This is a genomic window from Amycolatopsis sp. WAC 01375, assembly GCF_003947325.1.
Lineage (GTDB): Bacteria > Actinomycetota > Actinomycetes > Mycobacteriales > Pseudonocardiaceae > Amycolatopsis.
In genome coordinates this window covers 65,137-91,179 of sequence record NZ_QHHW01000011.1, presented here as the reverse complement: position 1 = coordinate 91,179, position 26,043 = coordinate 65,137, and the positions used below count along the sequence as shown (strand labels likewise).

Below are 26,043 nucleotides of genomic sequence, written 5' to 3'. Positions count from 1 at the left end.
CGTGAGCGAACGCTGGGACGCCGCGCCGGACGACGAACCGGCGCGGCCCGTGCCCGCCGATCCCGAACCGCCGTCGAGCGGTGCCGAACCGCAGACGGCCGAAAACGCGATCGGCACGGAAGACGTGCTGGACGCCGAACCCGCCGCGGCGGTGGCCACCGAGCCACCGCTGGGCGGGAAACGCGCCCGGCGCTCGCCGTGGAACCGCACGAGGGATCGTGTGTTCGCCGCGGCGATCGTGGTGGTCGTCGCCGTCACCGGCGTCGTCATCGGCGTGAACAGCGACAACGCGGCGACCGTCGCGCAGGTCGCCACCACCATGCCGCCCGGGCTCCCGCCCGCGCCGGCGGAGGTACCCGGCTCGCTGACCGAACTGTGGCAGGCACCGAGTTCGTCGACACCCGTCCCGATCGGCGAGGCCAACAGCGTCGTCACCGCGGACAAGGGCGAGGTACTCGGCCGGGATCCACACACCGGCGACGTCCGGTGGCGCTATTCCCGCGATCTCGAACTGTGCACGGTCGCGCTCGCCGGGATCAAGGTGGACGCGGTGTACCGCAAGGACACCGGCTGTAGCGAGGTCACCCAGCTCGACGCCGGCACCGGACGCCGCACGGCGCAGCGCAACGGCGACGCCGAACTCGGGACCCGGCTGGTGGTCGACGGATCGCACGTCACCACGACCGGCAAGAAACTGCTGAACACCTGGCGCGACGACCTGGTCAAGAGCATGGAGTACGGCCAGGTCCCCGCCATCGTGAACCCGAACAAGCAGCCGAGGACCGGCTGCACCTACGGCACGGTGGCCGCCGCGGCGGGCAAGATCGGTGTGATCGAACGCTGCCCCGGCGACCCGGCCGACCGCTTCACCGTCTACCGCGCGACCAACGACGAAGCCGACGACCCGAAGGTCGACTACAGCACCGTGCTCGCCGGCAAGAACGCGAAGGTCGTCGCGATGTCCGGCGATCTGGCGCTGATCGTGCTGCCCGAACAGAAACTGCTGGTCATCTACGGCGGCGACGGCCTCCAGAAGTCGGCGTACCCGCTCGATGTGCCCGACGCGGACATCACGCAGGACCCGGTGGGCGGCGTCACGACGACCGCGTGGACCGCGCAGGGCGTCTACTGGTTCACCGGCTCGAAGACCATGGCGTTCTCGCGCGACGACCTCACGCCACGCTGGACGCTGAACAACTCCGCCGGCCCCGGCGTGACCTTCGGGGAACAGCTGGTCGTGCCCATCCAGGGCGGGCTCGCCGTGCTCGACGAGACGACCGGCGCCACCATCCGCACCGTCGGCGTCGACAGGCGTGGCTACACCGGCCCGGTGGTGCTCTCGTCGGCCGGTCCGGTGCTGCTGGAGCAACGCGGTCCGACCCTGGTCGCGCTCAAGTGACCGGCTGGCGATAGCAAAGGTCCCTTGCTACCGCCGGCCGTCAGCGCGTCGTCGTGGACTTGGTGCGCAGCCGGCCGATTTCCTTCCAGCACCAATTACCGCCCTCGGCGGCGAGCGTGCCGGCGGCGGTGCGGGATCGCCCTTCGACGCTCAGCGTGACAGCCACCGTGTACTTGGTTTCGGAGACCTTCGTGATCTCGCCGAGCGAAGCGTTCGAAACGTCGGCGACTCGATCGATGGCCTGCTCGACGTCCTGTTCCGCGTTCGCGCACTTGAGCGCCGTCAACGCGGCCTTGTCGTGGGCGTTGATACCGTCGACGATCGCGCGCGCGGTCCCTTCGGGGCCGGACGGCTTGTCGGCCTTGTCGTCACCCAGGAAGAACCCGGGAGCGACGAACCCGGTGATACCCAGCGTGAGCACCACCACGGCAGCGGCGGCGATGCCCACCAGGAGGCCGGTCTTGTTGTTCTTCGGCGGCGCGGGCGGCCCGCCGAAACCCTGTCCGTACTGCTGGTTCTGTCCGTACTGCTGCTGGCCGTAGCCGGGGTACTGCTGCTGCGGGTACGCGCCGCTCTGGTCGTAACCACCCTGCGGGTACTGCTGCTCCGGGTAGTGCTGTCCCGGGTGCTGCTGCCCTGGGTACTGCTGCTGTCCGCCGGGGCCCTGGTCGGGCTGTCCTGGCTGGGGTGGGTAGGTCATCGACGGTGCCCTTCGTCCTCGCTGCGGGCAGCGTGTTCATCTACGACGTGCCCAGTAAGCCATAGTTTCGCAGGGACGGGAGGCATTTCGCCGGTCAATGGCACTTTCCTGCCGCGGTCAGCTCCACCAGAACAGGCTCAGGGCGGCCGTCACGCTCACCACAACGCCGAGACCCGCGAAGCCCGCGACGCGGCCAGCGCGCCCATCGACGACCCGCTGCGCCAGCAACGCGAGCGCCGCGGCCACCGGGTGGCCGATCAGCATCAGGAGACCCGGCCCCGGCGAGCCGGTGAACAGACAGACCGCGGCGATCGCGACCACGCACACCGCCAGCACGGCCATCCCGGCCGCGAGCGATCCGGTCAGCCCGCGCCAGAACCGGCCGCCGTCGGTCGCCGCGGGCGCGTTCCGCTCCGCGGGCGGCGGTGTGGTCGCGAGCTCTTCGGTGTCCGGTGACGACACGTCCTCGCCTGTCCAATCGTCGAATCTGGAGAATCTAGGGCGCCAGCAACTCCCACGGCTGAGCCGCGGGCCCGGCCTCTTGGCCTGCCGCGCAGCTGGGCCGGAAGTCGCACCACGAGCAACGGCGACCCGGGCGCGCCGGGAACAACACGTCCTCGTCGCCGCCGGCGTCCAGGGTATCCGTTGCCAGGCGCAGGTCACCGGCGGTCTCGTCGGCGCGTTGGAGATGCCGCTTGAGGCTCTCCTCGGTGTGCTCGGCGGCCGCGATGGTCCCGGTGGGCACGTGGTGCAGCTCGACCTGGTAGCACGGCGTCCGCAGCGTCCGGGCCGCGGCGACCGCGTACAGCGCCAAGGCCTGCGAAGAGCGCGCCTCGTACTCGTCCGGCTCACGACGGCCGGTCTTGTAGTCGATGATCACCAGTTCCCGGCCGCGCTGGTCGATGCGGTCGGCGCGGCCCTCGATGATGAGGCTGGGCCCGCTGCCCGGCTCGAGCGTGACAGGCGCGGAAACCCAGCGCTCCAGCCCGACCGGATCGACGCTGACGTCGTTGTGCTCGACGTACTCCGCGACCCACGCCTTAGCCCTGGCTCGATACCGGGCGGCCTGGTCGGTGTCTTCGAACCCGGCGTCCTTCCAGTGTTCGGCGACGAGCGCCATCGCCCGCTGCGGCACGCGCTTGATCACCGGCAGGTCGAACAACGCCCGCAAAGCGTTGTGCACCACCGCACCGAGCGTGCTGTGCGCCCACGCGCCGGTGCGTGTCGGGGACGGGCGGTCCAGATACGACATGCGATAACGGCGCGGGCAATCTTCGAACGTCGCGAGGCGCGCGGGCGAGACCTTCGTCAGCTTGCGCGGCGCCTCGACGCCGAAGTCGAAACCAATCTGCTCCATCGGATCACCCCGCCCGCAACGCTACGCACCCCCACCGACACTTTTCGAGGGGATCCCCAGGAAGGGAGCAAGGGACCTTTGCTATCGCTTGTGGCCCTCAGCCGAGCGTGCCGGCCCGCCCACGTGCAATGAAAGGCTCCTTCCTTGCAAATTTGGCAAGGAAGGAGCCTTTCATTGCACGCGCGGTGAGAGGCAGGGCACGAGAGGGAGCAAGGGACCTTTGCTATCACCGGCGCCCGGTCACGTACCCGCGATGAAGCCCTTCACCGAGTTCGCCACCAGCTCGACCGCGATCGCGGCCAGCAGCAGACCGGCGATCTTCGCCAGCAGCGTGATCCCGCTCTCCTTGATCAGCCGGATGACCACGCCCGAGTACCGCATGCACAGGTACAGCACGAAGTGCACTGTCACGATCGAAAGCGCGAGAGCCACGTACGCGCCGACGTGCCCGTCGGCCTGCCGTACGAAGACGATGGTCGCGGCGATCGCGCCCGGGCCGGCGAGCAGCGGCGTCCCGAGCGGCACGAGCGCGACGTTGACGTCGTCGCCCGCCGCCTCGGCCTCGCCGCCGGTCTTGCCGGTGAGCAGTTGCAGCGCGATGAGCAGCAGCAACAGCCCGCCCGCACCCTGCAGTGCCGGGATCCCGATGCCGAGATAGGACAGGATCGCTTGTCCCGCAACGGCGAACAACGAGATCACCAGCAACGAGACCAGCACCGCCTGCCGCGCGGCCTTGGCGCGGAGCGCCACCGATTTGCGGCCGGTCAGGCTCAGGAACACCGGCACCGTGCCGGGCGGGTCCATGATGACGATCAGCGTGATCGTCGCGCTCATGAACAGGCGCGCGTCGAAGAAGTCCGTGATCGTCACCGGGTCACGACCTCGTAGCCGGTCGCCCGCGCGACGAGTTCTTCGAAGGCGAGCGGATCGGTGGTCTCGTCGCCGAGATCGATGGTCTTGTTCGTGCCGTGATAATCGCTCGACCCGGTGCGCACGAGCCCCAGTTCCCCCGCCAGCCCGTGCAGCCGGACGCGCGTCTCCTCGTCGTGGTTCGGGTGGTCGACCTCGACGCCGGTGAGGCCGTGCTTCGCCAGCCCGGCGAGCACGTCGACGGTGATGGTCGCGCCGCGCGTGTACGCGAAGGGATGCGCGATGACGGTGACCCCGCCCGCCGCCGCGATCATGTCGATCGCGTCCTCCACGAGCGTGTCCTGCCGCGCCACGAAGTACCCGCTGCCGTTTCCGAGGTAGCTCCCGAATGCCTCGTTCACCGACGAGACGACACCGGCCCGCACCAGTGCCTGCGCTAGGTGGGGCCGTCCGGCCGAACCGTCCTCGGGCAGCAGCGACATGACCTCGTCGGGATCGACCGGCAGGCCGTCTGCGGCCATCCGCTCGGCCATCACGCGCAGCCGCCATCGCCGCTCCGACCGCAGCCGGGTCTGCTCGGCGACGACCGCGGGCGACGCCGGGTCGAAGAGGTACGCGAGCAGATGGACGCTGATATGCCGCCCGGTCACCGGATCGACGGAGATCGTGGACAGCTCGGCGCCGGGCACCAGGGTGAGCCCCGGCGGGAGTGCCTCGGCGGCCGGGGCCCAGCCGGCCGTGGTGTCGTGATCGGTGATCGCGACGACGTCGAGGCCCGCCTTCGCGGCGGCGGCGACCAACCCGGCAGGGCTGTCGGTACCGTCGGAGGCGGTGGAGTGGGCGTGCAGGTCGATGCGCATCGACTGTATTGTCTATCGCGCTGTTCAGAGCCGCGCTGCCAGGGCGCGGCCGGGTGGCCTGCGTTGCGGCTGACGATGACAGCGCCCTGCCATCACGCCTCTGAGGCCTGGCGGCCGGAAGGCGCGCGACCCCAAGGATCAAAGACCTCCTGGGTCGCCGCCGAGTCGGGACCTGCGCTAACCGACCTTCTTCTTGCCGCGTGCCGCACGCTGTGCCTTGATCATCGAGAAGCGCTCGGCCTGCTTCTGCTTGTCGCCGAACACGAGCTCGGAAATCGTGTCGTAGAACTCTTCCGGCTTCGGCAGGTAATCGATGCGGTTCAGCGCCTGGATCTGACCGGCGGACTCGACCACCATGGTCCCGTACCCCATCATCCGGCCCCACGCCGAACGTTCGTAGGTGAGGTCGGTGACCTTGGTGATCGGCATCATCAGCACTTTCGTGGTGAAGACACCGGTGGTCATCACGAACCGCTTGTCCGTGACCACCAGGCGCTCGACCCACCACTCCATCACCACGTACGCGAAGCGCAGGATGATGAGCAACGCGGCATACCAGAGGATGTTCTGGATGACCCACGCGGCGGGCGGCAACAGGTAGGAGACCAGGACACAGACGGCCAGCAACGCGGCCGTCTCAAAGGTTTCCCACAACAGCACAGCCCAGTGCCGGCGGATCCTGATGACCCGCCGCTCGGTGTCGAGGAGATACTCGTCTGGATCGCGTGGGGCGAACATACCGATAGAGTATCCGCTCCCCCGCTAGCTGAAGACGTTGCTGACGAAGGTGATCACCGATTCGGCCGAGTCACGCAGGAAGCCGATGATGTTTCCCACGAGGCCCGCGGCCTGACCTGGCTGCGCGATCACGAAGAACAGCACCAACGCGATTCCTGCGAAAGTGAGGAGCTTTTTCGCGTTCACAGCGATCAATCCTGTCTCTTACGGTGACTGACTGCGGATACTGACTATTCATTTTGTACCGCACCTTCCACCCGCGCGGGAGGGAAGTCCCGCGCTTGGGTCAGCCGGCGAGGGGAAGTGTACCGTACGGCTACTCTCCGTGTACAGGACAGCCATTGTCAGGAAGCCCGCGTCTACCATTCGGGAATGAACACCGTTTCGGACAGCACCGTCCGCTGTGTCGGCGGCATCGTCCATGACGAACTCGGGCGGATTTTGCTGATCCGGCGCGCGAATGAACCCGGACGTGGACTGTGGTCGGTCCCCGGCGGACGGGTGGAACCAGGCGAAACGGACGAAGCGGCCGTGATCCGGGAGATGCGCGAAGAGACCGGGCTCGACGTGATACCGGGCACATACGTCGGCAACGCCCGCCGCGGCCCGTACGACATCCATGATTACGCCTGCGCGGTCGCCGGCGGCACTCTCCGTGCAGGGGACGACGCCGACGACGCCCGGTGGATCGACGCCGGAACCTTGATCGAACTCGACAAAGAGGGCCGGTTGGCCGAACTCCTGTTCGTCACTCTGCGCGACTGGGGAGTGCTGCCGACCGGGGACGTCACGCCGTCTTGACGACCTGCCGTGTCCGATTCGTCGAATGACGCGGTGATAAAGCGGCGCGGGAGGTGAAAGTTATCCTTCCCGATGCTTTGCCGACATCTCCGAAGAGCCGAATGGGTAAACCCGGAAGTCGGGTCGGCCGCCGTCGCCTCTCGCAGGCGGCGTCGCCGGTGAGGCTGCCCGCGCGGTGGTCGTGAGTGGCGTTTCGGGTTCTAACCCGAAACGCCACTCACGACCAGCTCGACCCATGCGCTCCTGTCACGGCTGCGTACCTCGCCCACGGAACGCTCTGGCCCTAAGCGAAGTCCCGCACCGCTAAACCGGGAGCCACGTCATCCGCTGCCCGTGCGGGGCCGTCCTGGCCAGCGCCCGCACGTCCGGGACACCGGCGTCCCAGCGGACGAGGCCGAGCACGGCCTGATCCGCGGGTTCGGCCAGATCGGCCCGGCCGGGCGCCAAGTGCTCCAGCCCGGCGCCGTAGAACTCCTCGCTGACCCACCACAGCGGCCGGTCCGCGGCGAGTTTCCGCAACGCCTCGAGGAAGTCCGCCCGCCGGTCCCCCAGGTACGCGAGCACGTGGCTGGTCAGCACGACGAGTGGCGCGTCGGCGGGCAGGGTGGCGGCCGCCGAGGCGAGATCGTCGACGGCGTCGCCGGCGATCAGCTCCGGCCGCTGTTTGCCCTGCGCCGCCGCGGCCGTACGCAGGAGCCGGATCCGGTCCGGCTGGTCGGCCCAGACGCAGGCTTCGAGCCAGGCCAGTTCGTCTTCGTCGGCGAGGTCCACCGGGGCGCGGTCGAGGCCGGCGCGGGCGGTGATCGTCAGCTTCTTCGGCACCTTCGGCGTGACGGCACCGGGCGCGAGGTCCAGTGCGCAGTGCAGGCCGACCGCGGTCTTCGCGGGACCGGCGGTGAGTTGCTCGCCGCCGTCGCACTGGTAGCGGTAGGCGTACTTGTCCAGGCCAAGGAGCAGCCCCGCGCTGCATCCGACCTCGAGCAGCGCGATCTTGCCGCCCGCTTCCTTCGCCGCCGTCGTCATCGCGGGGTAGAGCAGCGCGGCACGGCGGACCTCGTTGGTCTGCGTGTACCGCGAGGAGATGATCGCCCGCGCCTTGTCCGCCCGCTCCAGCAGGAACGAGCGGAACAGCGGCCACGTCTCCGAGTCCACGCCGTCGAAACCGCCGACGGACGGGTAGTACCGCGAGAGCGGGTGGATCGGGTCGGCCTGGATGAGCCGGTGCGCGGTCGCCAAAAGCAGCGTTCCGCGCGCTTCACCGCCGCGGGCGTCGGTCAGCAGACCGGCCACGTCGTCGTCCTCGGACGCCTTCGTCGCCAGGTGCTCGTACAGCGGCGAAACACCGGCCGCCTCGACCGTCGCGAACTTCCGCAGGCGGCTCTTGATCTCATCCAGCCCGATGGGCATCGACGCGCTCCCTCTTCCCGTTCGTGACACCCATTATTCGTGCGGGACGGGGCGGCCGGGCTGTTCACCGCCCCTGCTGTCACCGTAGGACCGCTTCGGCACCATCACCTTGCGACGGAAGACACACACGATCGTGCCGTCCTGCTTGTAGCCGCGAGTCTCGACGTAAACGACACCGCGGTCGTCCTTCGACTTCGACGGCGTCTTGTCCAGCACCTCGGTCTCGCCGTAGATGGTGTCCCCGTGGAAGGTCGGCTTCACGTGCTTCAGCGATTCGACCTCGAGGTTCGCGATCGCCTTGCCGGACACGTCCGGCACCGACATCCCCAGCAGCAGCGAGTAGACGTAGTTGCCGACCACGACGTTCTTGCCGAAGTCGGTGGTCTCCTCGGCGTAGTGCGCGTCGAGGTGCAGCGGGTGGTGGTTCATGGTGATGAGGCAGAACAGGTGGTCGTCGTACTCGGTGACCGTTTTGCCCGGCCAGTGCTTGTAGACCGCGCCGACCTCGAACTCTTCGTAATAGCGACCGAACTGCACCCATTCCTCCTGCACGAGTAACGCGGCGTGAGCCTGGAACGACAGGCTTTCGTGTTGAGGAGTACCCTCGACCATTGGTGTCGGGTCGTCAACGCGACCCACACCACTGCGTAACCGTCCGCCGAGCTGAAGGAGGTGAGGAACCCGATGTCCAGTGGCGATAGTCCGCTTCCTAGTAGTCGCAGCGTTCCCCCCTTCACGTCTCGCCGGATCCCCACCTGGCAGGGCTGACGAAACCGGGAACGCTGGCCTAGCCGAGCGGCCCCCCGACCGCTTGGCCCGTCGTCTTCGCGCATCAACGCACGACGTCTGCCCAGGAGATCCCATGCCTGCCATTCCCTCGCTCGGCGGCCTTCGCGGCCGGAGCAACGGCCGCGCCAAGAGCGTCCCCGAACGCCCGCTGCCCGTCCCCCTTTCGGCGTACGTCGTCGATTGCGCGGTGTATGTGGAGGGCAAGCGCCTGCCCGGCCGTTGGACGCACGCCGAGGCGATCAAAGAGGTGCGCAAGCGGCACACGGGATTCGTCTGGATCGGCCTGCACGAGCCGGACGCGGTCCAGATCCAGGGCATCGCGGACACCTTCGGCCTGCACGAACTGGCCGTCGAGGACGCGCTGGAAGCACACCAGCGGCCCAAGCTGGAGCGTTACGACGACACGCTGTTCATGGTGCTGAAGACGGTCCGTTACGTCGAGCACGAGTCGCCCGCGACGGCCAACGAGATCGTCGAGACCGGCGAGCTGATGGCGTTCCTCGGCCGCGACTTCGTGATCACCGTGCGGCACGGGAACCACTCGGGGCTCGCCAGGCTGCGCCGCGAACTCGACCAGGACCCCGAGCGGCTCGACCTCGGGCCGTCCGCGGTGCTGCACGCGATCGCGGACCACGTCGTCGACCACTACCTCGACGTCACCACGGCGATCGAGTCGGACATCGACGAGATGGAGACGCACGTCTTCGCGCCGAGGTCCAAGGTGAGCGCCGAGCAGATCTACTTCATGAAGCGTGAAGTGCTGGAGCTGCGCCGCGCCGTCATGCCGCTGGGGACGCCGCTGCAGCGCCTCGCCGAGGGCTACACGCGACTGATCCCGGACGAGGTCCGCTCGTACTTCCGCGACGTCTCCGACCACTTGACGACCGTGGCGGAGCGGGTCGCGAACTTCGACGAACTGCTGACCACCCTGGTGGACGCCACACTGGCGAAGATCACGCTCCAGCAGAACACCGACATGCGCAAGATCACCGCGTGGGCGGCGATCATCGCGGTCCCCACGGCGCTGGCCGGCATCTACGGGATGAACTTCGACTACATGCCGGAACTGCACTGGCGCTTCGGCTACCCGGTGGCGATGACGGTCATCTTCGGCGTCTGCATCCTGCTCTACCGAATATTCAGGAAGAACCGCTGGCTCTGACCCTTCTTCCGCATTCGGCAGTTCTGGAGTTCCCTCATGCCAAGGATCCTGACCAACCTCAAGTTCTGGGCGCTGGCCTTCTGCGTCGTCTGGCTGGGCATCGTGATCGCGATCATCGCCAAGGACCCCGCGTTCGCGCACGGCCCGAAGTAGCGCCTCCGGCATTACGCTGGAGCGCATGAAAGCGCTGGTCGTCGCGGACGAGGTCGAAGAGCGGTTGTGGACGTCCGCCGTCCATCGGCTGCCTGCCGACCTCGGCCTTGTCGTCGGTGCCGGCGACCTGCCGTACGACTACCTCGAGTTCCTGGCCGGCGCGCTCGACGTGCCGTGCGTATTCGTCCCCGGCAATCACGATCCCGACCTGTCCGGTTACACGCGCTACGGCGGACTGTCCATGAAGGACGGTTTCCCCACGGTGTGGCCCGGTCCGGCGGGCGGGGTGAACGCGGACGGCCGGGTCGTCGACGTCGGTGGGCTCCGCTTCGCCGGGCTCGGCGGTTCGGTCCGCTACAACGACGGCCCGAACCAATGGACGCAACGCCAGCAGGCCAGGCGCGCGCGGCGGCTGGTACGCCGGGCCCGGTTCCGGCGCCGGCGGGACGGGCGGGACGTCGACATCCTGCTCACCCACGCGCCGCCGCGGCACTGCGGCGACCGCGAGGATCCGCCGCACCGCGGTTTCGACTGTCTCCATCGCACGATCGAGTTGCTGCGGCCGAAGTGGTTGCTGCACGGGCATATCCACCCGCACGGCGAACCCGTGCCGGACCGGGTGGTCGGCGGGACCACGGTACGCAACGTCGTCGGGCACCGGATCATGGAGTTCTCATGAAGGACACGGGTTTTCCCCGCGCGGACGCGGAACACGACTTCCTTCGCGCGCGACGGCGTCAGGTGCTGTCACGGCTGGCGACCTGGCTGCGCCGCGAGCCCGACGACGTCAACATCATGCTGCCGTTCCACGAGGTGGTGGACGCCCTCGGCTACCTCGGCGAGCGGAAGATCGGGGCGCGGGTGATCCGGCTGGATTCGATCGTCGGCAGCGTCGACCGCGGCCGCGACTTCGACCGCCGCTTCCGCCCGACGTCCGGCCGCGTCCGCGAACGCTGGGAACGGCTGGCGCTCGCCACCAGGCGTGGCGAGTCGATTCCGCCGATCGAGGTGTACCGCGTCGGCGAACTGCACTTCATCATCGACGGGCACCACCGCGTTTCGGTGGCGCACGCGATGCGACTGTCCACAATAGAGGCGATGGTCACCGAGGTGCGGACCAAACTGGACCCGAGCGGGATCCGGTACCGCGGCGACCTGATCGTGAAGGACTACCGGCGGCTGTTCCTGGAACGCGTCCCGCTGTCCGGGCACGCGCGGGCTTCGGTCGTGTTCACCGATCCGTGGGACTACGCGCGGCTCGGCGAGCACGTGGAGGCGTGGGGCTTCCGGCTGATGCAGGACGAAGGCGCGTACTCGGACCGCGCGACGCTCGCGCAGCGCTGGTTCGACGAGGAGTTCGTGCCGGTGGTGGCGATGCTGCGGCAGGCGGACCTGATCGGCGACCGGACCGACGCCGAGGCGTACCTGTGGGTGGCGTGCGAGCGGTACCGGCTGATCCGGACGCACCGGTGGGACGACGAGGTCTTCGAAGCGGTGCGGTCACAGTCCCGCTGACGTCGCCTCACCGTCGGCGCGTGAAGGCCCCCTTCCCTACCCTCAGCGTAAGGAAGGAGGCCTTCGCTACCTCACCGACCGGGCGCGGGAGCGTTCACCACAACCACGCCACGTGCAGGACGCCTTCCTCGCATGCCATGCGGCGAAAGTCCCCTTCAGCCTCGAAAGCTGAGATGAAAGGCCCCTTCATTGCAAATTTTGCAATGAAGGGGCCTTTCATTGCACTCCCCCTACATGTGCACGGCGACCGGAGCACCCTCCGAAGCGCCCTCCGGCGCCTTCGCCGGGGCACCGGACCGCAACAGCAGCCCGCAGATCACCGCACCGATGACGAAGATCCACCCGCCCCACACGAAAGCGGTCGTGTAACTGTGCACAGCCGCTTCAGCCGCGAGCTGCGGCGAAGCGACCTTCCCGACCAGGAACGACGTCGAGGCGTTCCCGGCCAGCGTGCTCAGCAGCGCGGTCCCGATCGAGCCGCCGACCTGCTGCGCGGTGTTGACCGCCGCCGACGCGACACCGGCGTCGCGGGTGTCGACGCCGAAGGTCGCGACGCTCATCGCGGGCGCCATGGCGAGGCCGATGCCGACGCCCATGATCATCAGCGGGAACAGCACCCCGCTGGCGTACGTGCTGGTGGTGTCGATGGCCGAGAGCCAGAAAAGTCCCGCGCCGGCGATCAGCATTCCCAGTGACACCAACGGTTTCGCGCCGAACTTCGGCAGCAGGATCGCGGTCGCCGACGTCGCGCTGATCATCAGGGTGGCGACCATCGGCAGGAACGCGACCCCGCTCTGCACCGGCGTGAACCCGAGGTTCAGCTGGATGTAGAAGGTGAGGAACAGGAAGATCGAGAACATCCCGATGGCGAGCAGGAACATCGCGAGATACGAGCCACCGCGGTCGCGGTCGAGCAGCACGCGCAGCGGCAGGAGCGGGTGTTCGGCACGTTGCTGGATCGCCACGAACGCGGCGAGCAGCACGACACCGCCGGCGAGGAAACCCCAGACCGTGATCGAGGACCACGAGTCACGCTCGGCGTTCGCGAAGCCGTAGACGAGCGCGAAAAGGCCGGCCGACGCGGTGATCGTGCCCGGGATGTCGAGCTTCGGGCGCGGGCCGTCGGTCTCGGAGTTCTTCAGCAGCACGGCCGAACCGGCGAACGCGATCACCGCGAAGACGATGTTGACGTACATCGACCAGCGCCAGTCGAGGTACTCGGTCAGCACGCCGCCGAGCAGCAGGCCGATCGCCGCGCCCCCGCCACCGATCGCGCCGAAGACACCGAAGGCCTTACCGCGTTCCTTCGGGTCGGTGAAGGTCGTGGTCAGCAGCGAGAGGGCCGCCGGGGCGAGAAGCGCGCCGAAGACACCCTGTGCGGCACGGGCGACGAGCAGCATTTCGATGCTGGTGGCGGCACCACCGATCGCCGACACGATGGCGAAACCGGCGAGCCCGACGAGGAACGCGCGTTTGCGGCCGAAGAGGTCCGCGAGCCGCCCGCCCAGCAGGAGCAGGCTGCCGAACGCGAGCGCGTAGGCGGTGACGACCCACTGGCGGGCGTCGTTCGAGAAGCCGAGGTCCTGCTGCGCCGACGGGAGCGCGATGTTCACGACGGTGGCGTCGAGCACCACCATCAGCTGGGCGAGACCGATCATCACCAGGATCAGCCATCTCCTGGCGTGGTGCGGGTTGGCGTGCTGCACGGCCGCGTCCCCCGGCAGCGTGGCGACAGCGGTGGATGAGTCAGACATACGGGCGGTTTCCTCACCGATAGTGACGAAGAAGCTATGTGGAGTAGATGTCTCCCCTTTCCGCGCCCAAGGTACACAAGAAGTGGAGAAGTGTCCTCTACTTCGTTTGTTAAGCTGGACGGATGGCTCGGGACCTCGCTCCCGCCGCACCGGCGCGGCCGCTGCGGCGCGACGCTGAACTCAATCGGCAGCGCATCATCGCGGCGGCACGCGATGTCTTCGGCGAACGCGGGCTCGAAGCGACGCTCGACGACGTCGCGCATCACGCCGGTGTCGGCGTCGGCACCGTCTATCGCCGTTTCCCGAGTAAGGAACACCTGGTCGAGGCCATGTTCGTCGACCAGTTCGAGACGATCCGCGAGTTCGCCGAAGAAGCGCTTCGTGCCGAAGATCCCTGGGAGGGCTTCGCGGGCTTTACGTGGCGCGCGGCCGAACTGCACGCCGGTGACCGCGGGTTACGTGAAGTCATGCTGTCGAACGTCTTCGGCCAGGAGCGCGTCGCCGAGGCGAAGTCCCGCATGGTGCCGTTGATCACACAGCTCGTCGAACGGGCTCAGGCGGCGGGTGCCCTCCGCGCCGATTTCGTGCCGACGGACATACCGCTCCTGCACCAGATGATCGGCTCGGTCATCGAGTTCACGCACGGTATCCAGCCGGACCTGTGGCGCCGGTGCCTCGCCATGCTGCTGGACGGTCTGCGCGCCGAACCCGGCCGCGCCACGCCGCTGCCGCATCCGCCACTGGACTTCGAGACGCTGGACGAGGCGATGTGCTCCTTCCGGCTGCCCAAGCTGCGCTAGCCCCCACGCAATTCGTCACCTACTTGCGACCGGCGAGCGTCCGCAGACGCCGCAAGTAGGTGACGAATTGCGTCAGGGGAGCTTCGGGAACACGGCGACGGCGACCTCACGGGCCGCCGCGCAGGTGGCGTCCTCCGGCGCCCCGTCGACGCCGACCACCGAGAGAGTCGCCTGTTCGACCCGCTCCGGGGTGCCCGGAATCGGCCGGTGCGTGGTCACCTGGCAGAACGCGCCCGACGTGGTGACCTGGACCTGCCGCCCGCCCAGCGCCTCCGTGGCGCCCGGCGTGGTGTCCGCCCCGACCGACAACGAGAAGCTGACCTTGCCGCGGATGCAGCTGTGCCCGGACAGCGCCGGGGCCGGTTTGGTCTCCGCGCCGGCTGCGGCGTCGAGTTCGTGCTGGTCGAGCGGCGCGCACGGGGCGACCCGGCCCCACGAGCGCTGGTCGAGGTTCAGCCGCCCGACCTGGCGCGCGCCGATCACCCCCGCCGCACTGCCGACCGTCGCGTCGGCGATCCGGCAGCGGGCCGTCTGGTCGGCCGGGGACGTGTTGTCGGACGTGACGGCGATGGACAGACGGATCCCGTCGGCGAAGGTCAGCAGCCGCGTGCAGGCGGTGTCCTCGTTGAACGTCGACTGCTGGACGCTGACGCCTTCCGGCAGCGGACCACCGTATTCGTACGGCTGATTGTTCGGATCCTGCCCGGAAGTGATCGGGCCGGTGGTCACGGTGTAGCGATTGGCGCCCTCGACGAATTCGAGGCGGCAGAACTCGAAAGAGCTCAAAGGCGGCTTGACCGCGTTTCCGCCGCCGATCACTTTCCGCTGGTCGACGAGGCTGCAGTAATCGAGCGACGAGTATTCCCCGAGCGCCTCGGAAGCGGTCAGGGCCTCCTCGCCCGCCGTGGTCGACGGCGCCACCGCCGGTCCCGGGGTGGAACAGGCCGCGGCGAGGAACAGGCCGCAGAGTACTGCGCTGAGTCTCTTCGAGGGCACCGGAGCAGTATCGTCAAAAGATCGCGGAACACCAGCCCCTACGGGCGAAGAACACAGGGTCCGCCACGTTTTCCCAGGTGAATGCCTCACCGCGATTTCACGCCCTTAAGGGTGCGTTTCGTTCCGCGGTGGGATGCGGTGCGGCCGTCACGAGACGAGAATGGGTTTCACACAACGTGACGACCGAGAGGGAAGAACCGTGACGAACCCCGTAGCCGCCCGCCTGACCCGACCGCGCCAGGGCCGCATGATCGGCGGCGTCTGCGCCGGTCTCGCCAAACGCTTCGGCACCACGCCGGGCAAGGTCCGCCTGCTCGCCGTGCTGTCCTGCCTGCTGCCCGGCCCGCAGTTCATCGTCTACCTCGTGCTGTGGCTCGCCCTGCCCGAGAGCGAGTACTGAGCCGGCCTCAGGCGTTCGGATCGAAGGGGATGCCCGCCGGTTTGGCCTTGCCGAGGTTGTACTCGAAGGAGCCGTCCTTGATCGCCAGGCTCGCGCTGCCGAAATCGGCGCGGACGAGGGTGTCGCGGATCCCGGGCGGGAATCGGTCCCAGCTGACGAGGTCCGGGTACTGCCAGGCGTTGTAGTGGTTCTCCGGCGGTTCGGTCGCGCTCGCGATGCGGAAGCAGTGGGTACTCGCGCCGTCCTTGTGATAGACGATCTTCGGATGGGTTCCCTCCCACGAGACCTTGGAGCGGTCGTAGGTGGAGTAGTTCCCGTGCGCGGACGTCGAGACGTACCGGGCCTGGCCCTCGTTGACCCAGACGACGACGTGTTCGATGTCGTGCCGGTGCCCGCAACAGTCGAGGATGGGGACGGCCTGGTCCTTCTCGAAGTAGAGGTCGTACAGGTGGGCGCACCAGCCGTTGTTGCACTTCGACCGCGCGTAGGAGTTGGTGTTGTCGAGGTCCGATCGGTCGCGGCACTGACCGTTGAGGGCCCCGGAGTTCTTGAGGCCGGTGGCCACCGCGCCGGTCGGCGAGATCGCGGGCGTCGGGTAGCAGCCGTCGGTGTCGTAGTCGAACGCGGGCTGCCAGGTGCTGTCGGCCTCCGTCGCGTTCGACGGCAGGGCCTGTGGGGGTTCGGCCCAGGCGACCGCCGGGGCGAGTGTGGTGATGAGGACCGCTCCGATGAGGCCCTGCAGGAGACGGCGTGGCAGCTTTTTCGTCAAGGCAGGCGCCCCTTCGCTCGGTCTCGGTGTTCCGCGCGCTGGGCTGAGGGTCCCGGATCGGCCGGTGATCGTAAACCGCCGAAGGTCGGAATCCGGATGTCCGAAGTGGACGAATTCTACGGATCGGTGACGTCGGCACGGGGCAGTTGATCGACGACCGCGCGGTACTCGTCGACGATCCGCCGGATGATGACGGCCGCGGGCAGGACGTCGGTCACCAGCCCCGCCGATTGACCCGCTTCGACCTTGCCGTTCGTCAGATCGCCGTCGAGCGCGGCGTCCCGCAGGGTCGAGGCCGCGAACACGCCGCGTCGTTGTTCGAGATCGGCGGCGCGGTCCTCGAGTTCGGTCATCCGGTCGGTGAAGTCGTTGGCCAGCGCCCTGATCAGGCCGAGTCCGCGGCCGACCGTGCGGGTCGAGCCGATGTCGGCCGCGACCACGGCGTCCTTGTACCCGGGATGCACGGTGGCTTCGGCGCTGGCGAGGAATCGCGTGCCGAATTGGACGGCGCCCGCGCCGAGGGCGAGCATCGCGGCGAGTCCGGCACCATCGGCGAGGCCTCCGGCCGCGACGATCGGGGTGCCCGGCACCGCGGTCGCGACCGCGCGAGTGAGGACCAACGTCGTGACGAGGCCCGGCGGTGGATGTCCCCCGGCCTCGGCGCCGACCACGACGAGCCCGTCGACGCCGGCGTCCACGGCCTTCCGCGCGTGCTCTGTACCGGCGACGACGTGCAGGCAGATCGTCCCGATGTCGTGGAAACGGTCGAGGTAGCGCCGCGGACCGCCCTGCGAGGCGATCAGCACCGGTGGGCGCCGCGCGAGCAGCAACTCGATCACCTCGTCGGCACCCGACCGGTACAGCGGCAGGTTCACCGCCCACGGCGAGTCGGTGCCGTCAGCCATCTCACCGAGGGTGCGGGCCAGGTCCGGCAGCCGCATCGGCCCGGCGGCGACGACACCGAGGCCGCCCGCGTTGCTCACCGCGAGCGGCAACGCCGAGGACGACGACGCCCAGGACATCCCTGCCTGCACGATCGGCAGCTCGATGCCCAGCAGTTCGGTGACGGCGGTCGGGATCCGGCTCATCAGGCAAGCCCCAACAGGGTGCGAGCGTGTGCCGCGAGCTGGTTCTTCCGCACCTTCGAACTCGCGGTCATGCCGATGCCTTCGAAGCCGTCGACGATCCGCAGATGGTGCGGCACCTTGAAGCCCGCCATGTGGACTTTCGCCCAGCGCAGGAGTTCCTCTTCGGTGACCGCGTCGGGCTCGCGGAGCACGACGAACGCGAACGGGACCTCGATCAGCCGTTCGTCGGGCACGCCGACCACGGCGGCCTGCCGGACCGCGGTGTGGCGATGCAGGACGTCCTCGATGTCGGCGGGAGCGACGTTTTCCCCGCCGACGCGGATGATGTCCTTCGTGCGCCCGGTGAAATGGAGCCTGCCGGTGTGATCGAGCAGGCCGACGTCCCCGGTGGACAGCCAGCCGTCGGCGTCGATCGCCGCGGCCGTCTGCTCGGGCGCGTCGAGATAGCCGCGCATGACGTTCCAGCCGCGGACGAGGATCGCGCCGGGGGTGCCGGGAGCGCAGTCCTGATCCCCGTCGAGCGCGCGGATTCGGACCTCCACCCCGGGTTCTACGGCCATCGCGCCGGACGCCCTGATCTCCTCCGCTTCCCACCAGCACGACTGCGCGACGTTCGGCGACGCCTCCGAAAGGCCATATCCCGCAACGCATTCGCGGGCACCGAGCTCGTCGATCACGCGCCGGATCACCGTCGGTGAGGCGGCGACCCAAGCGCCGCGCAGATGGAGTTCCCGTGCGGCGCGGTCGGGATGGTTGAGCAGGAGCATCGCGATGGTGTCGTTGCCGGAGAAGTGCGTGCAGCGTTCCTTTTCCAGCAGGCGCAACGCTTCCCCGGCCTCGAACTTGGCCATGGTCACCAGGGTGGCGGCGTGCTGGAGGCAGGCGAGCACCGACAAGGTGCTTCCGGCGACGTGGAAGAAGGGCCGGGCGCTGAGGAACCGGTCGGCGGCGCGGAAACCGAGCCGGGCGCCCGAAAAGTACGCGTTGGCGCACATGCCGCGGTGGGTCAGCAGGACCCCCTTCGGCCGGGACGTGGTGCCCGACGTGTACTGCACGAGCAGGACGTCGTCCGGTTCCGCGGTGGCCGGGACAGCACCGCCTGCCGCGGCGAGGAACGTCGCCCACGCCGTCACCCCGTCCGGCACGTCCGTGCCGAGTACCACCACGGAGGCAAGGTCGGGCAGCGTGGCGCAGCGCCCATCGGCGCCGAGGCCCAGTTCGCGCAGCATCGCGATGAAGTCGACGCGCAGCACGCGGTCCGCGACGAAGAGCGTGGAGACCTTCGCCTTGGCCAGCATGTACTGGACCTCGTCCGCGGTGCATCGGGTGTTGACCGGCACGGTGACGGCGCCGAGCGAGCCGATCGCGACGAACAGCGCGACCCAGTCGGGCCCGTTGCCGAGGCAGACGCCGACCCGGTCTCCTCGCCCGACACCGTGTGCCACCAGCGCGGCCCTGATCCGCACGACGTGCCCGGCGAGTTCGCCGTAGGTGATCCGCGCGTCGGCGGTGACGACGGCTTCGACATCCGGAGCGGTCATCGCGGCGCGCTCCAGCGCCTCGTGCGCGGTGAGCGGGCAAACGGTGCGCAGGTCCATCACTCTGTCTCCTCGGGCGTGGTGGAGCGGCCGCGGAAGCGGTCAAGACCGGCACGCCAGTCACCAGTGTCCAGATTCTGTTCGATCGCGGCCATTTCGATGCGGATGCCGCGGTCGAGGTCGGTTTCGCCGCCGAGATCCACCGCGCGTTTGGTCAGCGCGATGGCTCCCGGTGGCGCCTTGGCGATGCTCCGCGCCGTCTCGAGGCCGACCTCGGTCAGCTCCTCCGACGGGACCACCCGTACGACCAGCCCGAGCTCGCGGGCTTCCGCCGCGTCCAGCGGGCGGTTGGTGAACAGCAGTTCCTTGGCCCGCCGTGGTCCGATCGCGCGCGGGAGCCGTTGGGTGGCGCCGATCGTGCCCCAATGCGGCTCGGGGAAGCGAAACGTGGTGCCCTCGGCGGCGATGGCGAAGTCGGCGGCCAGGGTGATCTCGCCACCCGAACCGACGACGGCACCGTGCACCAGCGCGACCACCGGACGGCGGCAGGCCTCGATGGCGGCGTAGGCGGCGAACGAGGCCACGCGACGGCGGCGCACCCACGAGGCGTCCTTGCCGACACGCTCCTTGAGGTCGGCACCGGCGCAGAAGACCGGGCCCTCTCCGGACATCAGGACGACGCGGACCGACTCGTCGGCGTCGATCTCCTCGAAAGCCGCGCGTAGCTCAAGGCACAGGGGCAGGTCGACGGCGTTGCGCGCGGCCGCGCGGGCCAGCCGCAGCCGAGCGATCCCGTCGGCGATGTCGAGCCGGATCCGCTCGTCCATTCAGATCACCCCCGCGCCGCGCAGGGCGGCGATCTCGTCCGTGCCGAGGCCCGCCTCCGCGAGCACGGCGTCGGTGTCGGCGCCCAGCATCGGCGGACTGGCCGTGTCCGGTGGCCGCGCGCCCGTCTCCCGCAACGGGGTGCGGAGCGCGGGGAACGTGCCTTCGGTGGGATGGGAGAAGGCACCAACGACGCCACGCGCTCGCGCATGCGGATCGGCCAGTGCCTCGCGTACGCCGCGCACCTCACCGACGGGCACGTCGGCCGCCCGCAGCTCTTCGACCAGCTTGTCGCTGTCACGGCAAGCGATCGCGGTGCGCAACGCGGTCATCACCCGGTCCCGTTGCGCGACTCGTCCCGCGTTGTCCCGGAGCGTGTGGTCGGAGCCGAGTTCGTCGAGGCGGAGCACCCGGCACAGGTCACGCCAGTGCTGGTCGCTGCAGCTGATGTGCACCCAGCGGCCGTCCGCGGCCTGGAACGCGGCGGACGGGACGCGACCGGGGTGCTGGCTGCCGGTCGGCGCGGGGTCCTCGTCGAGGGCGAACAGCCGGGCGGCGTTCAAGGCGTGCAGGCTGAGCTGCACGTCCATCATCGACACGTCCAGGTGACGGCCGCGTCCGGTGACGCCGCGTCCCGCCAGCCCGGTGAGCGCGGCGATGACCACCCAGAGTCCCGAAGTCAGATCCGCCACCGGGATCCCGGTCTTGACCGGCGGACCGTCCGGTTCACCGGTCATCGCCATGATTCCGGACAGGGCCTGGAAAACGGTGTCGTAACCCTTGCGGGCGCTGTCCGGACCGGTCTGCCCGAACCCGGTGGCGGACACGTACACCAGACCGGGATTGTCCGCCGCCAGCTCCGCGTACCCGAGGCCGAGTCCGTCCATGGTGCCGGGCAGGAAGTTCTCCACCACGACGTCCGCGCGGGCCGCGAGGCGGCGGGCGACGTCGCGCCCGCGGGGATCCTTCAGATTGAGGGTCACCGAACGCTTGCCCCGGTTGACGGCGAAGAAGTAGGCGCTTTCCCCGGCAGGGAGCCGGGGTTCGAAGCCGCGGGTCTCGTCGCCGGAGCCCGGCCGTTCGACCTTGATCACCGTCGCGCCCAGTTCGCCGAGGATCTGCGTGGCCATCGGGGCGGCCAGCACGCGGGAGAAGTCGAGCACGGTGATGCCCTCGAGTGGCGGTGTCACCGGCGGAACCCCCGCATCAGCGCGTTGACGTCCTGTCCGGCGCGCATCGCGGCGTCGGTCGGCAGATCGCCGACCCGGTAGAACAGGTCCTTGGCCGCGCTCAGGGCCCGTGGCTCGACGGCCGCCCATGTCCCGGCGATCTCCAGTGCCGCGGTGAGGACGTCCTCGGGAGCGACCACCCGGTTGACCAGGCCGTGTTCGAAGGCCTCGGCAGCGGTGAGCAGCCTGCCGGTGCTGATCAGCTCGAACGCGAGCTTGCGGCCCAGATGCCTGACCAGGCCGGTCATCACCAGGGCCGGGACGAGAGAGTGCCGCAATTCCGGGTAGCCGAAGCGCAGATCGTCGCCCGCGACGACCATGTCGGCGCCGATCGCGAGGCCTGCCCCGCCGCCGACGGCCGCGCCGCGGACCGCGGTGACGACCGGGGTGCCCATCCGCTGCATCCGGGTCTGGAGTCCGGCGGTCAGCGCCGCCCGTTCGAGCACAGCGCCGGGCTGGTCGGGGGTGAGGGCGGAGAACTCGGAAAGGTCCGCGCCGGCACAGAATCCGCGCCCGTTGCCGGTCAGGACGACGGCGCGGACACCGGGATCGCGGTCGGCGTCGTCGAGGGCGTCCCGCAGCGCCAGGGTGAGGGCGGTGTCGAGCGCGTTGAGCTTCTCCGGCCGGTCGAGCGTGAGGATCCGGACCCGGTCGCGGTCTTCGGTGAGCAGGGTGACGGTCATCGGCGGCTTTCTCCTTGTGTGCGGGCGAAACCGGCTCGCGCGACCATGCTGTACAGCGGACGGCCGAGGGCTTCCTCGCAGGCGGCGGACGACTCGGCGAGTGCGTCGAGGTCCAGTCCGGTTCGGACACCCATCGCGTGGAAGAGGTCGACGAGGTCCTCGGTGCAGACGTTCCCGGTCAGCCCGGCGCCGTAGCCGATCGACGACGGGTGGCCGCCGACACCGCCCATCGCGCTGTCGAAGTGGCGGCAGCCCGCGTCCAACGCGGCGACCGCGTTGGCGATACCCGCGCCCCGCGAGTTGTGGAAGTGCGCGATCAGCGGCAGCGCGGGATGGGCCCGGCCGAGCCGTTCGAACAGTGCGGTCACGCTCTTCGGCGTCGCCACGCCGGTGGTGTCGCCCAGGGTCACCGCGTCGGCGCCGAGGTCGGCGAACCGGGCGACGTCCTCGGCGACCCGCCCCGGGTCCACGGCGCCCTCGAACGGGCAGCCGAACGCGACCGACACCACGCCGATCAGGCGGAAACGCTTGTCCGCCAGGCGAACCATCTCCGTGACCCGCTCCCACTGCGCGTCGCGGGTGGTGCGCAGATTCCGCTCGGTGTGGCTCTCGCTGGCGGAGACCAGCAGGCTCAGTTCTTCCGCCCCCGCACCACGTTCGAGGTCGTCCAGCGCGCGCAGCACGGCGCGGGGATTGGGGCACGTCGCCTTGAAGGCGACGCTCGGCCGCCGGTCGAGCGAGGCGAGGACGTCGCTCGCGTCCGAGAACGCCGGGACCCGCTCCGGATGGCTGTAACTCGTCGCCTCGATTCGCGTGAATCCCGCGCGGACGAAACCTTCCAGCAGGGCGACCTTCGTCGCCGTCGGGACGAACTCCGGCTCGTGTTGCAGACCGTCCCTGGCGAAGCACTCACAAACAGTGACCTCGTCGGTCATCGAGTCACCTCCTCTGGTGACTCCACAACTACTCGCCGACAGTTGATAATGTCAACACTTAGGGTTTCTCGTCACGCTCGCGCTCCTCCTGCTCGACGGCGAGCGCGGCGTCGGCGAGTTTGTCGAGGGCGCGCTCGAGAACTTCGGTCTCCTCCGAGGTCAGGATGCCGAGGAAGGCCGCGTCGCGTTCGTTCGCGGCGACGATGAGGCCCCGGTAAACGGCGAGACCGTCCTCGGTCAACGCCAGCCGTGAAGTGCGGCGCGAGGCCGCCGTCCGGCTCACGAATCCGCGCTCGACCAGCTTGGCGACCACCCGGCTCATCTGGGCTTTGTCCAGCCCCGCCCGACGAGCCAGCCGATTCAAGGTGAGCGTCGGGTCGGCCGCGATGAGGGCGATCGCCCGCCATTCGCCGAGACTCACGTCGAACTCCCGGCGATAGCGCAGCGCCGCCGAACGCGACAGCGCGGCCGACGTGCGGGAGAGTCGGTAGGAGAGCAGCCGGGAGATCGGGACGAGCTCGTGTCCATCCGGACGTTCGGTCATGCCGGGCATCCTACCGATCATCATTCGACTGTTGACAGTATCAACACTGGAGCGCATGCTACGCGTCGTCGCCGCACCCCGCGGCGGCACACGCACCTCGACAAGGGAGTCGAACACCGTGGCCGATTCCAGTCCCTCCACCGACCAGCCGGCCGTGCCGGACACCGCGTCGGTCGACCGCCCCGCCACTTACCGCGCGATCGCGCTGCGGATCATGCCCTTGCTCGTGATCTGCTACATCGTCAGCTTCATCGACCGGACGAACATCGGAATCGCGCAGGAGGGCCTCAAACGCGATCTCGGCTTCGGCCCCGCGGTCTACGGCCTCGGCGTGACGGTGTTCTTCATCGGGTTCATCCTCTTCGAGGTGCCGAGCAACGCGTTGATGGCACGCATCGGAGCCCGCAAGTCACTCGTGCGCATCATGGCGTCCTGGGGTGCCGTGACCGTGGCGACGATGTTCATCCAGGACGAGTTCACCTTCTACGTGGCGAGGTTCCTGCTCGGCGTCACCGAAGCGGGCTTCTTCCCCGGGGCACTCTTCTACCTGTCCCGCTGGTTCCCGTCCGCCCGCCGGACCCGCATGACCGCGATCTTCTTCATCGGGGTGCCGGTTTCCGGGATCGTCGGTTCGGTGATCTCCGGCGGGATCATGCATTCGCTCGGCGGCGTCGCCGGCTTGGCGGACTGGCAATGGCTGTTCCTCATCGAGGGAATCCCGCCGATCCTGCTCGCCCTCGTCGTGTTGTTCTGGCTCGCCGACGAGCCAGAGCAGGTTCGCTGGCTCACTCCCGCGCAGAAGGCCGCGGTCCGCGCCGATCTCGACGCCGATCAGCGGCTCAAGGGCGGCAAGGGCGGCACGCAGACCCACGCCGGGCTTCGCGTGGCGCTGAAGGACCCCAAGGTGTGGATCCTCGGGCTGTGCGCTTGCGGCGCGTACACCCTGGCCAACGCCGTTTCGTTCTGGGCGCCGAGGATCATCGCCGACGCCGGGGTGGGCAACGTGCTGAACCTCGGCCTCTTCTCCGCCGTGCCACCGCTGGTCGGCATCGGCGCGATGTTGCTCGTCGGACGGCATTCCGACCGCACCCTCGAACGGCGCTGGCACGCCGCGACGGCGTGGATCATCGCGGCCCTCACGATGTTCGCGATCTCCTTCTCCCACGGCAACGTGGTGGCGGTCGTGATCCTGCTCGCCGTCCTGGCGGCGGCACACTATTCGGGCTTGACGGTGTTCTACTCGATCCCGTCGATCTACCTGTCGGACCGCGCGGCCGCGACCGGCATCGCCGTCGTCACCTCGATGGGCTCCTTCGCCGCCGCCGCGTCACCGTCGCTGCTCGGCTTCATCCAGTCCTCCACCGGCAGTCTTTCCCTCGGGCTGCAGATCAGCGGCGGGATAGTGCTGCTCGCGGTGGTCGTCCTCCTGGTCGGCGTGCGAGCGAGCGACCTGAAGGAGAAGCGCTAGGTACAGGTGGTCGTGAGTGGCGATTCGGGTTAGAACCCGAATCGCCACTCACGACCCACCCGGCCCACCGTGTACCGGCGCCTACTCGGTGTAGGTCAGGTTCTTGCCGCTGGCCCCGTCGAACAGCTTGATCTTGTCCGCGTCGAACCACAGTTCCACGTTCTGGTTCTCCGCCGCCGAGGACGCCGCCGAGAGGCGGGCCACGATCTGCGACTCGGCACCGGGAACGTCCGAGGATCCGCTGTCGGCGGCGAGATCCGCGAGGTCGGACGACGACGCGGCCTCACCTTCGACCGTGAAGTGCGCGAACTTCTCCGAACCCATCGACTCGAGGACGTCGACGTGGGCGGTGAACATCGCACCCTGACGGGCGGCGGCGTCCACCAGCGCGGCGTCCTCGAAGTGCTCCGGCCGGATGCCGACGATGACCTCTCGCGGCGCGTCCGCGGCCTCGACCAGCTGCCGCACCCGGTCGGTGAGCGGGATGTCGCCCAGCGCGCTGCGGGCGGTCCCGTTCTCCAGCGTCGCGGGCACGAAGTTCATCGACGGGCTGCCGATGAACCCGGCCACGAACAGGTTCGCCGGGTTGTCGTAGAGGAACTGCGGCGACCCGATCTGCTGCACGTAGCCCGCCCGCAGCACGACGACCCGGTCGCCGAGGGTCATGGCCTCGGTCTGGTCGTGTGTGACGTAGAGCGTCGTCGTGCCCAGCTGTTTCTGGATCTTCGACACCGAGGTCCGCATCTGGCCGCGGAGCTTCGCGTCCAGGTTGGACAGTGGTTCGTCCATCAGGAACGCCTTGGGGTTACGGACGATCGCCCGCCCCATCGCGACGCGCTGCCGCTGCCCGCCGGACAGGTTCGCCGGCTTGCGGTCCAGATGTCCGGTCAGGTCGAGGATCTGCGCGGCTTCTTCGACCTTCGCACGCACGATCTTGTCGTCGACCTTGGCCAGCCGCAACGGGAACGCCATGTTCTCCCGCACGCTCATGTGCGGGTACAGCGCGTAGGACTGGAACACCATCGCGATGTCGCGGTCCTTCGGCGCCTTCTCGTTGACGCGCCGGCCGTCGATCCGCAGTTCGCCGGAGGAGATGTCCTCCAGGCCCGCGACCATGTTCAAGGTCGTGGACTTCCCGCAGCCGGACGGACCCACCAGGATGATGAACTCACCGTCGGCGATCGTGATGTCCACTTCGGACACCGCGAGGGCGCCGTCGGGGTACTTCTTGGACACTTTTTCGAGAACGATTTCAGCCATGGG

Annotated in this window: 28 protein-coding genes; 8 read left to right on the top strand and 20 right to left on the bottom strand. The window is 68.9% G+C overall.

The window, feature by feature from the left end:
- Position 1 precedes the first annotated feature (1 nt).
- Complete coding sequence (locus DL991_RS03790; protein WP_125780968.1) at positions 2 to 1,399, top strand: hypothetical protein; 1,398 nt, start codon at positions 2 to 4, stop codon at positions 1,397 to 1,399.
- Between the two features lie 40 nt (positions 1,400 to 1,439).
- On the opposite strand, the gene DL991_RS03785 is transcribed toward DL991_RS03790, so the two are convergent.
- The 7 genes from DL991_RS03785 to DL991_RS03755 form a co-directional block, all read right to left on the bottom strand.
- The gene (locus tag DL991_RS03785; protein ID WP_125780966.1) at positions 1,440 to 2,099 is read right to left on the bottom strand and encodes a hypothetical protein; all 660 of its coding nucleotides are present in this window, start codon (positions 2,097 to 2,099) and stop codon (positions 1,440 to 1,442) included.
- A gap of 117 nt (positions 2,100 to 2,216) precedes the next feature.
- Complete coding sequence (locus tag DL991_RS03780; RefSeq protein ID WP_125780964.1) at positions 2,217 to 2,561, bottom strand: hypothetical protein; 345 nt, start codon at positions 2,559 to 2,561, stop codon at positions 2,217 to 2,219.
- 34 nt (positions 2,562 to 2,595) lie between these two features.
- Entirely contained in the window at positions 2,596 to 3,456 is an 861-nt protein-coding gene (locus DL991_RS03775; RefSeq protein ID WP_125780963.1) for a PD-(D/E)XK nuclease family protein, read from the bottom strand.
- A 240-nt stretch (positions 3,457 to 3,696) separates the two neighbouring features.
- Complete coding sequence (locus DL991_RS03770) at positions 3,697 to 4,326, bottom strand: MarC family protein (RefSeq protein WP_125780961.1); 630 nt, start codon at positions 4,324 to 4,326, stop codon at positions 3,697 to 3,699.
- Positions 4,323 to 5,186, bottom strand: a complete 864-nt coding sequence (locus DL991_RS03765) for a PHP domain-containing protein (RefSeq protein ID WP_199746269.1) — start codon at positions 5,184 to 5,186, stop codon at positions 4,323 to 4,325. Before DL991_RS03765 ends, DL991_RS03770 begins: the two co-directional genes overlap by 4 nt.
- Positions 5,187 to 5,363: 177 nt before the next feature.
- On the bottom strand, positions 5,364 to 5,924 hold the full coding sequence (locus tag DL991_RS03760) for a PH domain-containing protein (protein WP_034313292.1): 561 nt from the start codon (positions 5,922 to 5,924) through the stop codon (positions 5,364 to 5,366).
- Positions 5,925 to 5,948: 24 nt separating this feature from the next.
- Positions 5,949 to 6,110, bottom strand: coding sequence for a hypothetical protein (locus DL991_RS03755; RefSeq protein ID WP_005167589.1), 162 nt, complete (start codon positions 6,108 to 6,110; stop codon positions 5,949 to 5,951).
- A gap of 186 nt (positions 6,111 to 6,296) precedes the next feature.
- Between DL991_RS03755 and DL991_RS03750 the strand changes: the two genes are divergently transcribed.
- On the top strand, positions 6,297 to 6,725 hold the full coding sequence (locus tag DL991_RS03750; protein WP_125780957.1) for an NUDIX hydrolase: 429 nt from the start codon (positions 6,297 to 6,299) through the stop codon (positions 6,723 to 6,725).
- A 303-nt stretch (positions 6,726 to 7,028) separates the two neighbouring features.
- Here DL991_RS03750 and DL991_RS03745 read toward each other — a convergent pair whose 3' ends face one another.
- Both DL991_RS03745 and DL991_RS03740 read right to left on the bottom strand, forming a co-directional pair.
- Complete coding sequence (locus DL991_RS03745) at positions 7,029 to 8,132, bottom strand: DUF2332 domain-containing protein (RefSeq protein WP_199753804.1); 1,104 nt, start codon at positions 8,130 to 8,132, stop codon at positions 7,029 to 7,031.
- 33 nt (positions 8,133 to 8,165) lie between these two features.
- A complete protein-coding gene (locus tag DL991_RS03740) occupies positions 8,166 to 8,744 on the bottom strand; it encodes a MaoC family dehydratase (protein WP_370305480.1) in 579 nt (192 codons plus the stop codon).
- Positions 8,745 to 8,994: 250 nt separating this feature from the next.
- Between DL991_RS03740 and corA the strand changes: the two genes are divergently transcribed.
- The 3 genes from corA to DL991_RS03725 all read left to right on the top strand — a co-directional run bounded on the left by corA (position 8,995) and on the right by DL991_RS03725 (position 11,751).
- Entirely contained in the window at positions 8,995 to 10,083 is a 1,089-nt protein-coding gene (gene corA, locus DL991_RS03735; protein WP_125780955.1) for a magnesium/cobalt transporter CorA, read from the top strand.
- Between the two features lie 178 nt (positions 10,084 to 10,261).
- Positions 10,262 to 10,915, top strand: a complete 654-nt coding sequence (locus DL991_RS03730) for a metallophosphoesterase (RefSeq protein WP_125780953.1) — start codon at positions 10,262 to 10,264, stop codon at positions 10,913 to 10,915.
- Complete coding sequence (locus DL991_RS03725; protein WP_125780951.1) at positions 10,912 to 11,751, top strand: ParB N-terminal domain-containing protein; 840 nt, start codon at positions 10,912 to 10,914, stop codon at positions 11,749 to 11,751. The genes DL991_RS03730 and DL991_RS03725 overlap by 4 nt, the downstream gene beginning before the upstream one ends.
- A gap of 230 nt (positions 11,752 to 11,981) precedes the next feature.
- On the opposite strand, the gene DL991_RS03720 is transcribed toward DL991_RS03725, so the two are convergent.
- The gene (locus tag DL991_RS03720; protein WP_125780949.1) at positions 11,982 to 13,505 is read right to left on the bottom strand and encodes an MFS transporter; all 1,524 of its coding nucleotides are present in this window, start codon (positions 13,503 to 13,505) and stop codon (positions 11,982 to 11,984) included.
- Positions 13,506 to 13,627: 122 nt separating this feature from the next.
- On the opposite strand from DL991_RS03720, the gene DL991_RS03715 reads away from it, so the two are divergent.
- Positions 13,628 to 14,305 carry a TetR/AcrR family transcriptional regulator gene (locus DL991_RS03715; protein ID WP_125780947.1) on the top strand — a complete coding sequence of 226 codons (678 nt, stop codon included), beginning with the start codon at positions 13,628 to 13,630 and terminating at the stop codon, positions 14,303 to 14,305.
- Between the two features lie 72 nt (positions 14,306 to 14,377).
- Here the strand turns inward: DL991_RS03715 and DL991_RS03710 are convergent, their stop codons facing one another.
- Positions 14,378 to 15,301, bottom strand: a complete 924-nt coding sequence (locus DL991_RS03710; RefSeq protein ID WP_125780945.1) for a hypothetical protein — start codon at positions 15,299 to 15,301, stop codon at positions 14,378 to 14,380.
- A 199-nt stretch (positions 15,302 to 15,500) separates the two neighbouring features.
- Between DL991_RS03710 and DL991_RS03705 the strand changes: the two genes are divergently transcribed.
- The gene (locus tag DL991_RS03705) at positions 15,501 to 15,701 is read left to right on the top strand and encodes a PspC domain-containing protein (RefSeq protein ID WP_034313416.1); all 201 of its coding nucleotides are present in this window, start codon (positions 15,501 to 15,503) and stop codon (positions 15,699 to 15,701) included.
- 7 nt (positions 15,702 to 15,708) lie between these two features.
- Here the strand turns inward: DL991_RS03705 and DL991_RS03700 are convergent, their stop codons facing one another.
- From DL991_RS03700 to DL991_RS03665, 8 genes are all read right to left on the bottom strand, one after another.
- A complete protein-coding gene (locus tag DL991_RS03700) occupies positions 15,709 to 16,470 on the bottom strand; it encodes an NPP1 family protein (protein WP_125780941.1) in 762 nt (253 codons plus the stop codon).
- 116 nt (positions 16,471 to 16,586) lie between these two features.
- Positions 16,587 to 17,558: a nitronate monooxygenase family protein gene (locus DL991_RS03695; protein WP_125780939.1), complete on the bottom strand. Its 972-nt coding sequence runs from the start codon at positions 17,556 to 17,558 to the stop codon at positions 16,587 to 16,589.
- On the bottom strand, positions 17,558 to 19,156 hold the full coding sequence (locus DL991_RS03690) for an AMP-binding protein (RefSeq protein WP_125780937.1): 1,599 nt from the start codon (positions 19,154 to 19,156) through the stop codon (positions 17,558 to 17,560). The genes DL991_RS03695 and DL991_RS03690 overlap by 1 nt, the downstream gene beginning before the upstream one ends.
- Entirely contained in the window at positions 19,156 to 19,923 is a 768-nt protein-coding gene (locus DL991_RS03685; protein WP_125780935.1) for an enoyl-CoA hydratase/isomerase family protein, read from the bottom strand. Before DL991_RS03685 ends, DL991_RS03690 begins: the two co-directional genes overlap by 1 nt.
- Entirely contained in the window at positions 19,924 to 21,111 is a 1,188-nt protein-coding gene (locus tag DL991_RS03680) for a CaiB/BaiF CoA-transferase family protein (protein ID WP_125780933.1), read from the bottom strand. It abuts the gene before it with no gap.
- Positions 21,108 to 21,833, bottom strand: coding sequence for an enoyl-CoA hydratase/isomerase family protein (locus DL991_RS03675; RefSeq protein WP_125780931.1), 726 nt, complete (start codon positions 21,831 to 21,833; stop codon positions 21,108 to 21,110). Before DL991_RS03675 ends, DL991_RS03680 begins: the two co-directional genes overlap by 4 nt.
- Entirely contained in the window at positions 21,830 to 22,768 is a 939-nt protein-coding gene (locus DL991_RS03670) for a hydroxymethylglutaryl-CoA lyase (protein ID WP_125780929.1), read from the bottom strand. Before DL991_RS03670 ends, DL991_RS03675 begins: the two co-directional genes overlap by 4 nt.
- Before the next feature lie 58 nt (positions 22,769 to 22,826).
- Positions 22,827 to 23,312, bottom strand: coding sequence for a MarR family winged helix-turn-helix transcriptional regulator (locus tag DL991_RS03665; RefSeq protein WP_125780927.1), 486 nt, complete (start codon positions 23,310 to 23,312; stop codon positions 22,827 to 22,829).
- A 118-nt stretch (positions 23,313 to 23,430) separates the two neighbouring features.
- Between DL991_RS03665 and DL991_RS03660 the strand changes: the two genes are divergently transcribed.
- Positions 23,431 to 24,780 carry an MFS transporter gene (locus tag DL991_RS03660; protein WP_125780925.1) on the top strand — a complete coding sequence of 450 codons (1,350 nt, stop codon included), beginning with the start codon at positions 23,431 to 23,433 and terminating at the stop codon, positions 24,778 to 24,780.
- 81 nt (positions 24,781 to 24,861) lie between these two features.
- Here the strand turns inward: DL991_RS03660 and DL991_RS03655 are convergent, their stop codons facing one another.
- Entirely contained in the window at positions 24,862 to 26,040 is a 1,179-nt protein-coding gene (locus DL991_RS03655) for an ABC transporter ATP-binding protein (RefSeq protein ID WP_125780923.1), read from the bottom strand.
- Positions 26,041 to 26,043 lie beyond the last annotated feature (3 nt).

Coding starts and splice junctions, on each gene's coding strand:
- DL991_RS03740 (WP_370305480.1), bottom strand. CDS start 8,744: ATGGTCGAGGGTACTCCTCAACACGAAAGCCTGTCGTTCCAGGCTCAC.
- DL991_RS03655 (WP_125780923.1), bottom strand. CDS start 26,040: ATGGCTGAAATCGTTCTCGAAAAAGTGTCCAAGAAGTACCCCGACGGC.
- DL991_RS03665 (WP_125780927.1), bottom strand. CDS start 23,312: ATGACCGAACGTCCGGATGGACACGAGCTCGTCCCGATCTCCCGGCTG.
- DL991_RS03720 (WP_125780949.1), bottom strand. CDS start 13,505: ATGTCTGACTCATCCACCGCTGTCGCCACGCTGCCGGGGGACGCGGCC.
- DL991_RS03695 (WP_125780939.1), bottom strand. CDS start 17,558: ATGAGCCGGATCCCGACCGCCGTCACCGAACTGCTGGGCATCGAGCTG.
- DL991_RS03675 (WP_125780931.1), bottom strand. CDS start 21,833: ATGACCGTCACCCTGCTCACCGAAGACCGCGACCGGGTCCGGATCCTC.
- DL991_RS03670 (WP_125780929.1), bottom strand. CDS start 22,768: ATGACCGACGAGGTCACTGTTTGTGAGTGCTTCGCCAGGGACGGTCTG.
- DL991_RS03750 (WP_125780957.1), top strand. CDS start 6,297: ATGAACACCGTTTCGGACAGCACCGTCCGCTGTGTCGGCGGCATCGTC.
- DL991_RS03765 (WP_199746269.1), bottom strand. CDS start 5,186: ATGCGCATCGACCTGCACGCCCACTCCACCGCCTCCGACGGTACCGAC.
- DL991_RS03730 (WP_125780953.1), top strand. CDS start 10,262: ATGAAAGCGCTGGTCGTCGCGGACGAGGTCGAAGAGCGGTTGTGGACG.
- DL991_RS03685 (WP_125780935.1), bottom strand. CDS start 19,923: ATGGACGAGCGGATCCGGCTCGACATCGCCGACGGGATCGCTCGGCTG.
- corA (WP_125780955.1), top strand. CDS start 8,995: ATGCCTGCCATTCCCTCGCTCGGCGGCCTTCGCGGCCGGAGCAACGGC.
- DL991_RS03775 (WP_125780963.1), bottom strand. CDS start 3,456: ATGGAGCAGATTGGTTTCGACTTCGGCGTCGAGGCGCCGCGCAAGCTG.
- DL991_RS03715 (WP_125780947.1), top strand. CDS start 13,628: ATGGCTCGGGACCTCGCTCCCGCCGCACCGGCGCGGCCGCTGCGGCGC.
- DL991_RS03785 (WP_125780966.1), bottom strand. CDS start 2,099: ATGACCTACCCACCCCAGCCAGGACAGCCCGACCAGGGCCCCGGCGGA.
- DL991_RS03725 (WP_125780951.1), top strand. CDS start 10,912: ATGAAGGACACGGGTTTTCCCCGCGCGGACGCGGAACACGACTTCCTT.
- DL991_RS03760 (WP_034313292.1), bottom strand. CDS start 5,924: ATGTTCGCCCCACGCGATCCAGACGAGTATCTCCTCGACACCGAGCGG.
- DL991_RS03690 (WP_125780937.1), bottom strand. CDS start 19,156: ATGGACCTGCGCACCGTTTGCCCGCTCACCGCGCACGAGGCGCTGGAG.
- DL991_RS03745 (WP_199753804.1), bottom strand. CDS start 8,132: ATGCCCATCGGGCTGGATGAGATCAAGAGCCGCCTGCGGAAGTTCGCG.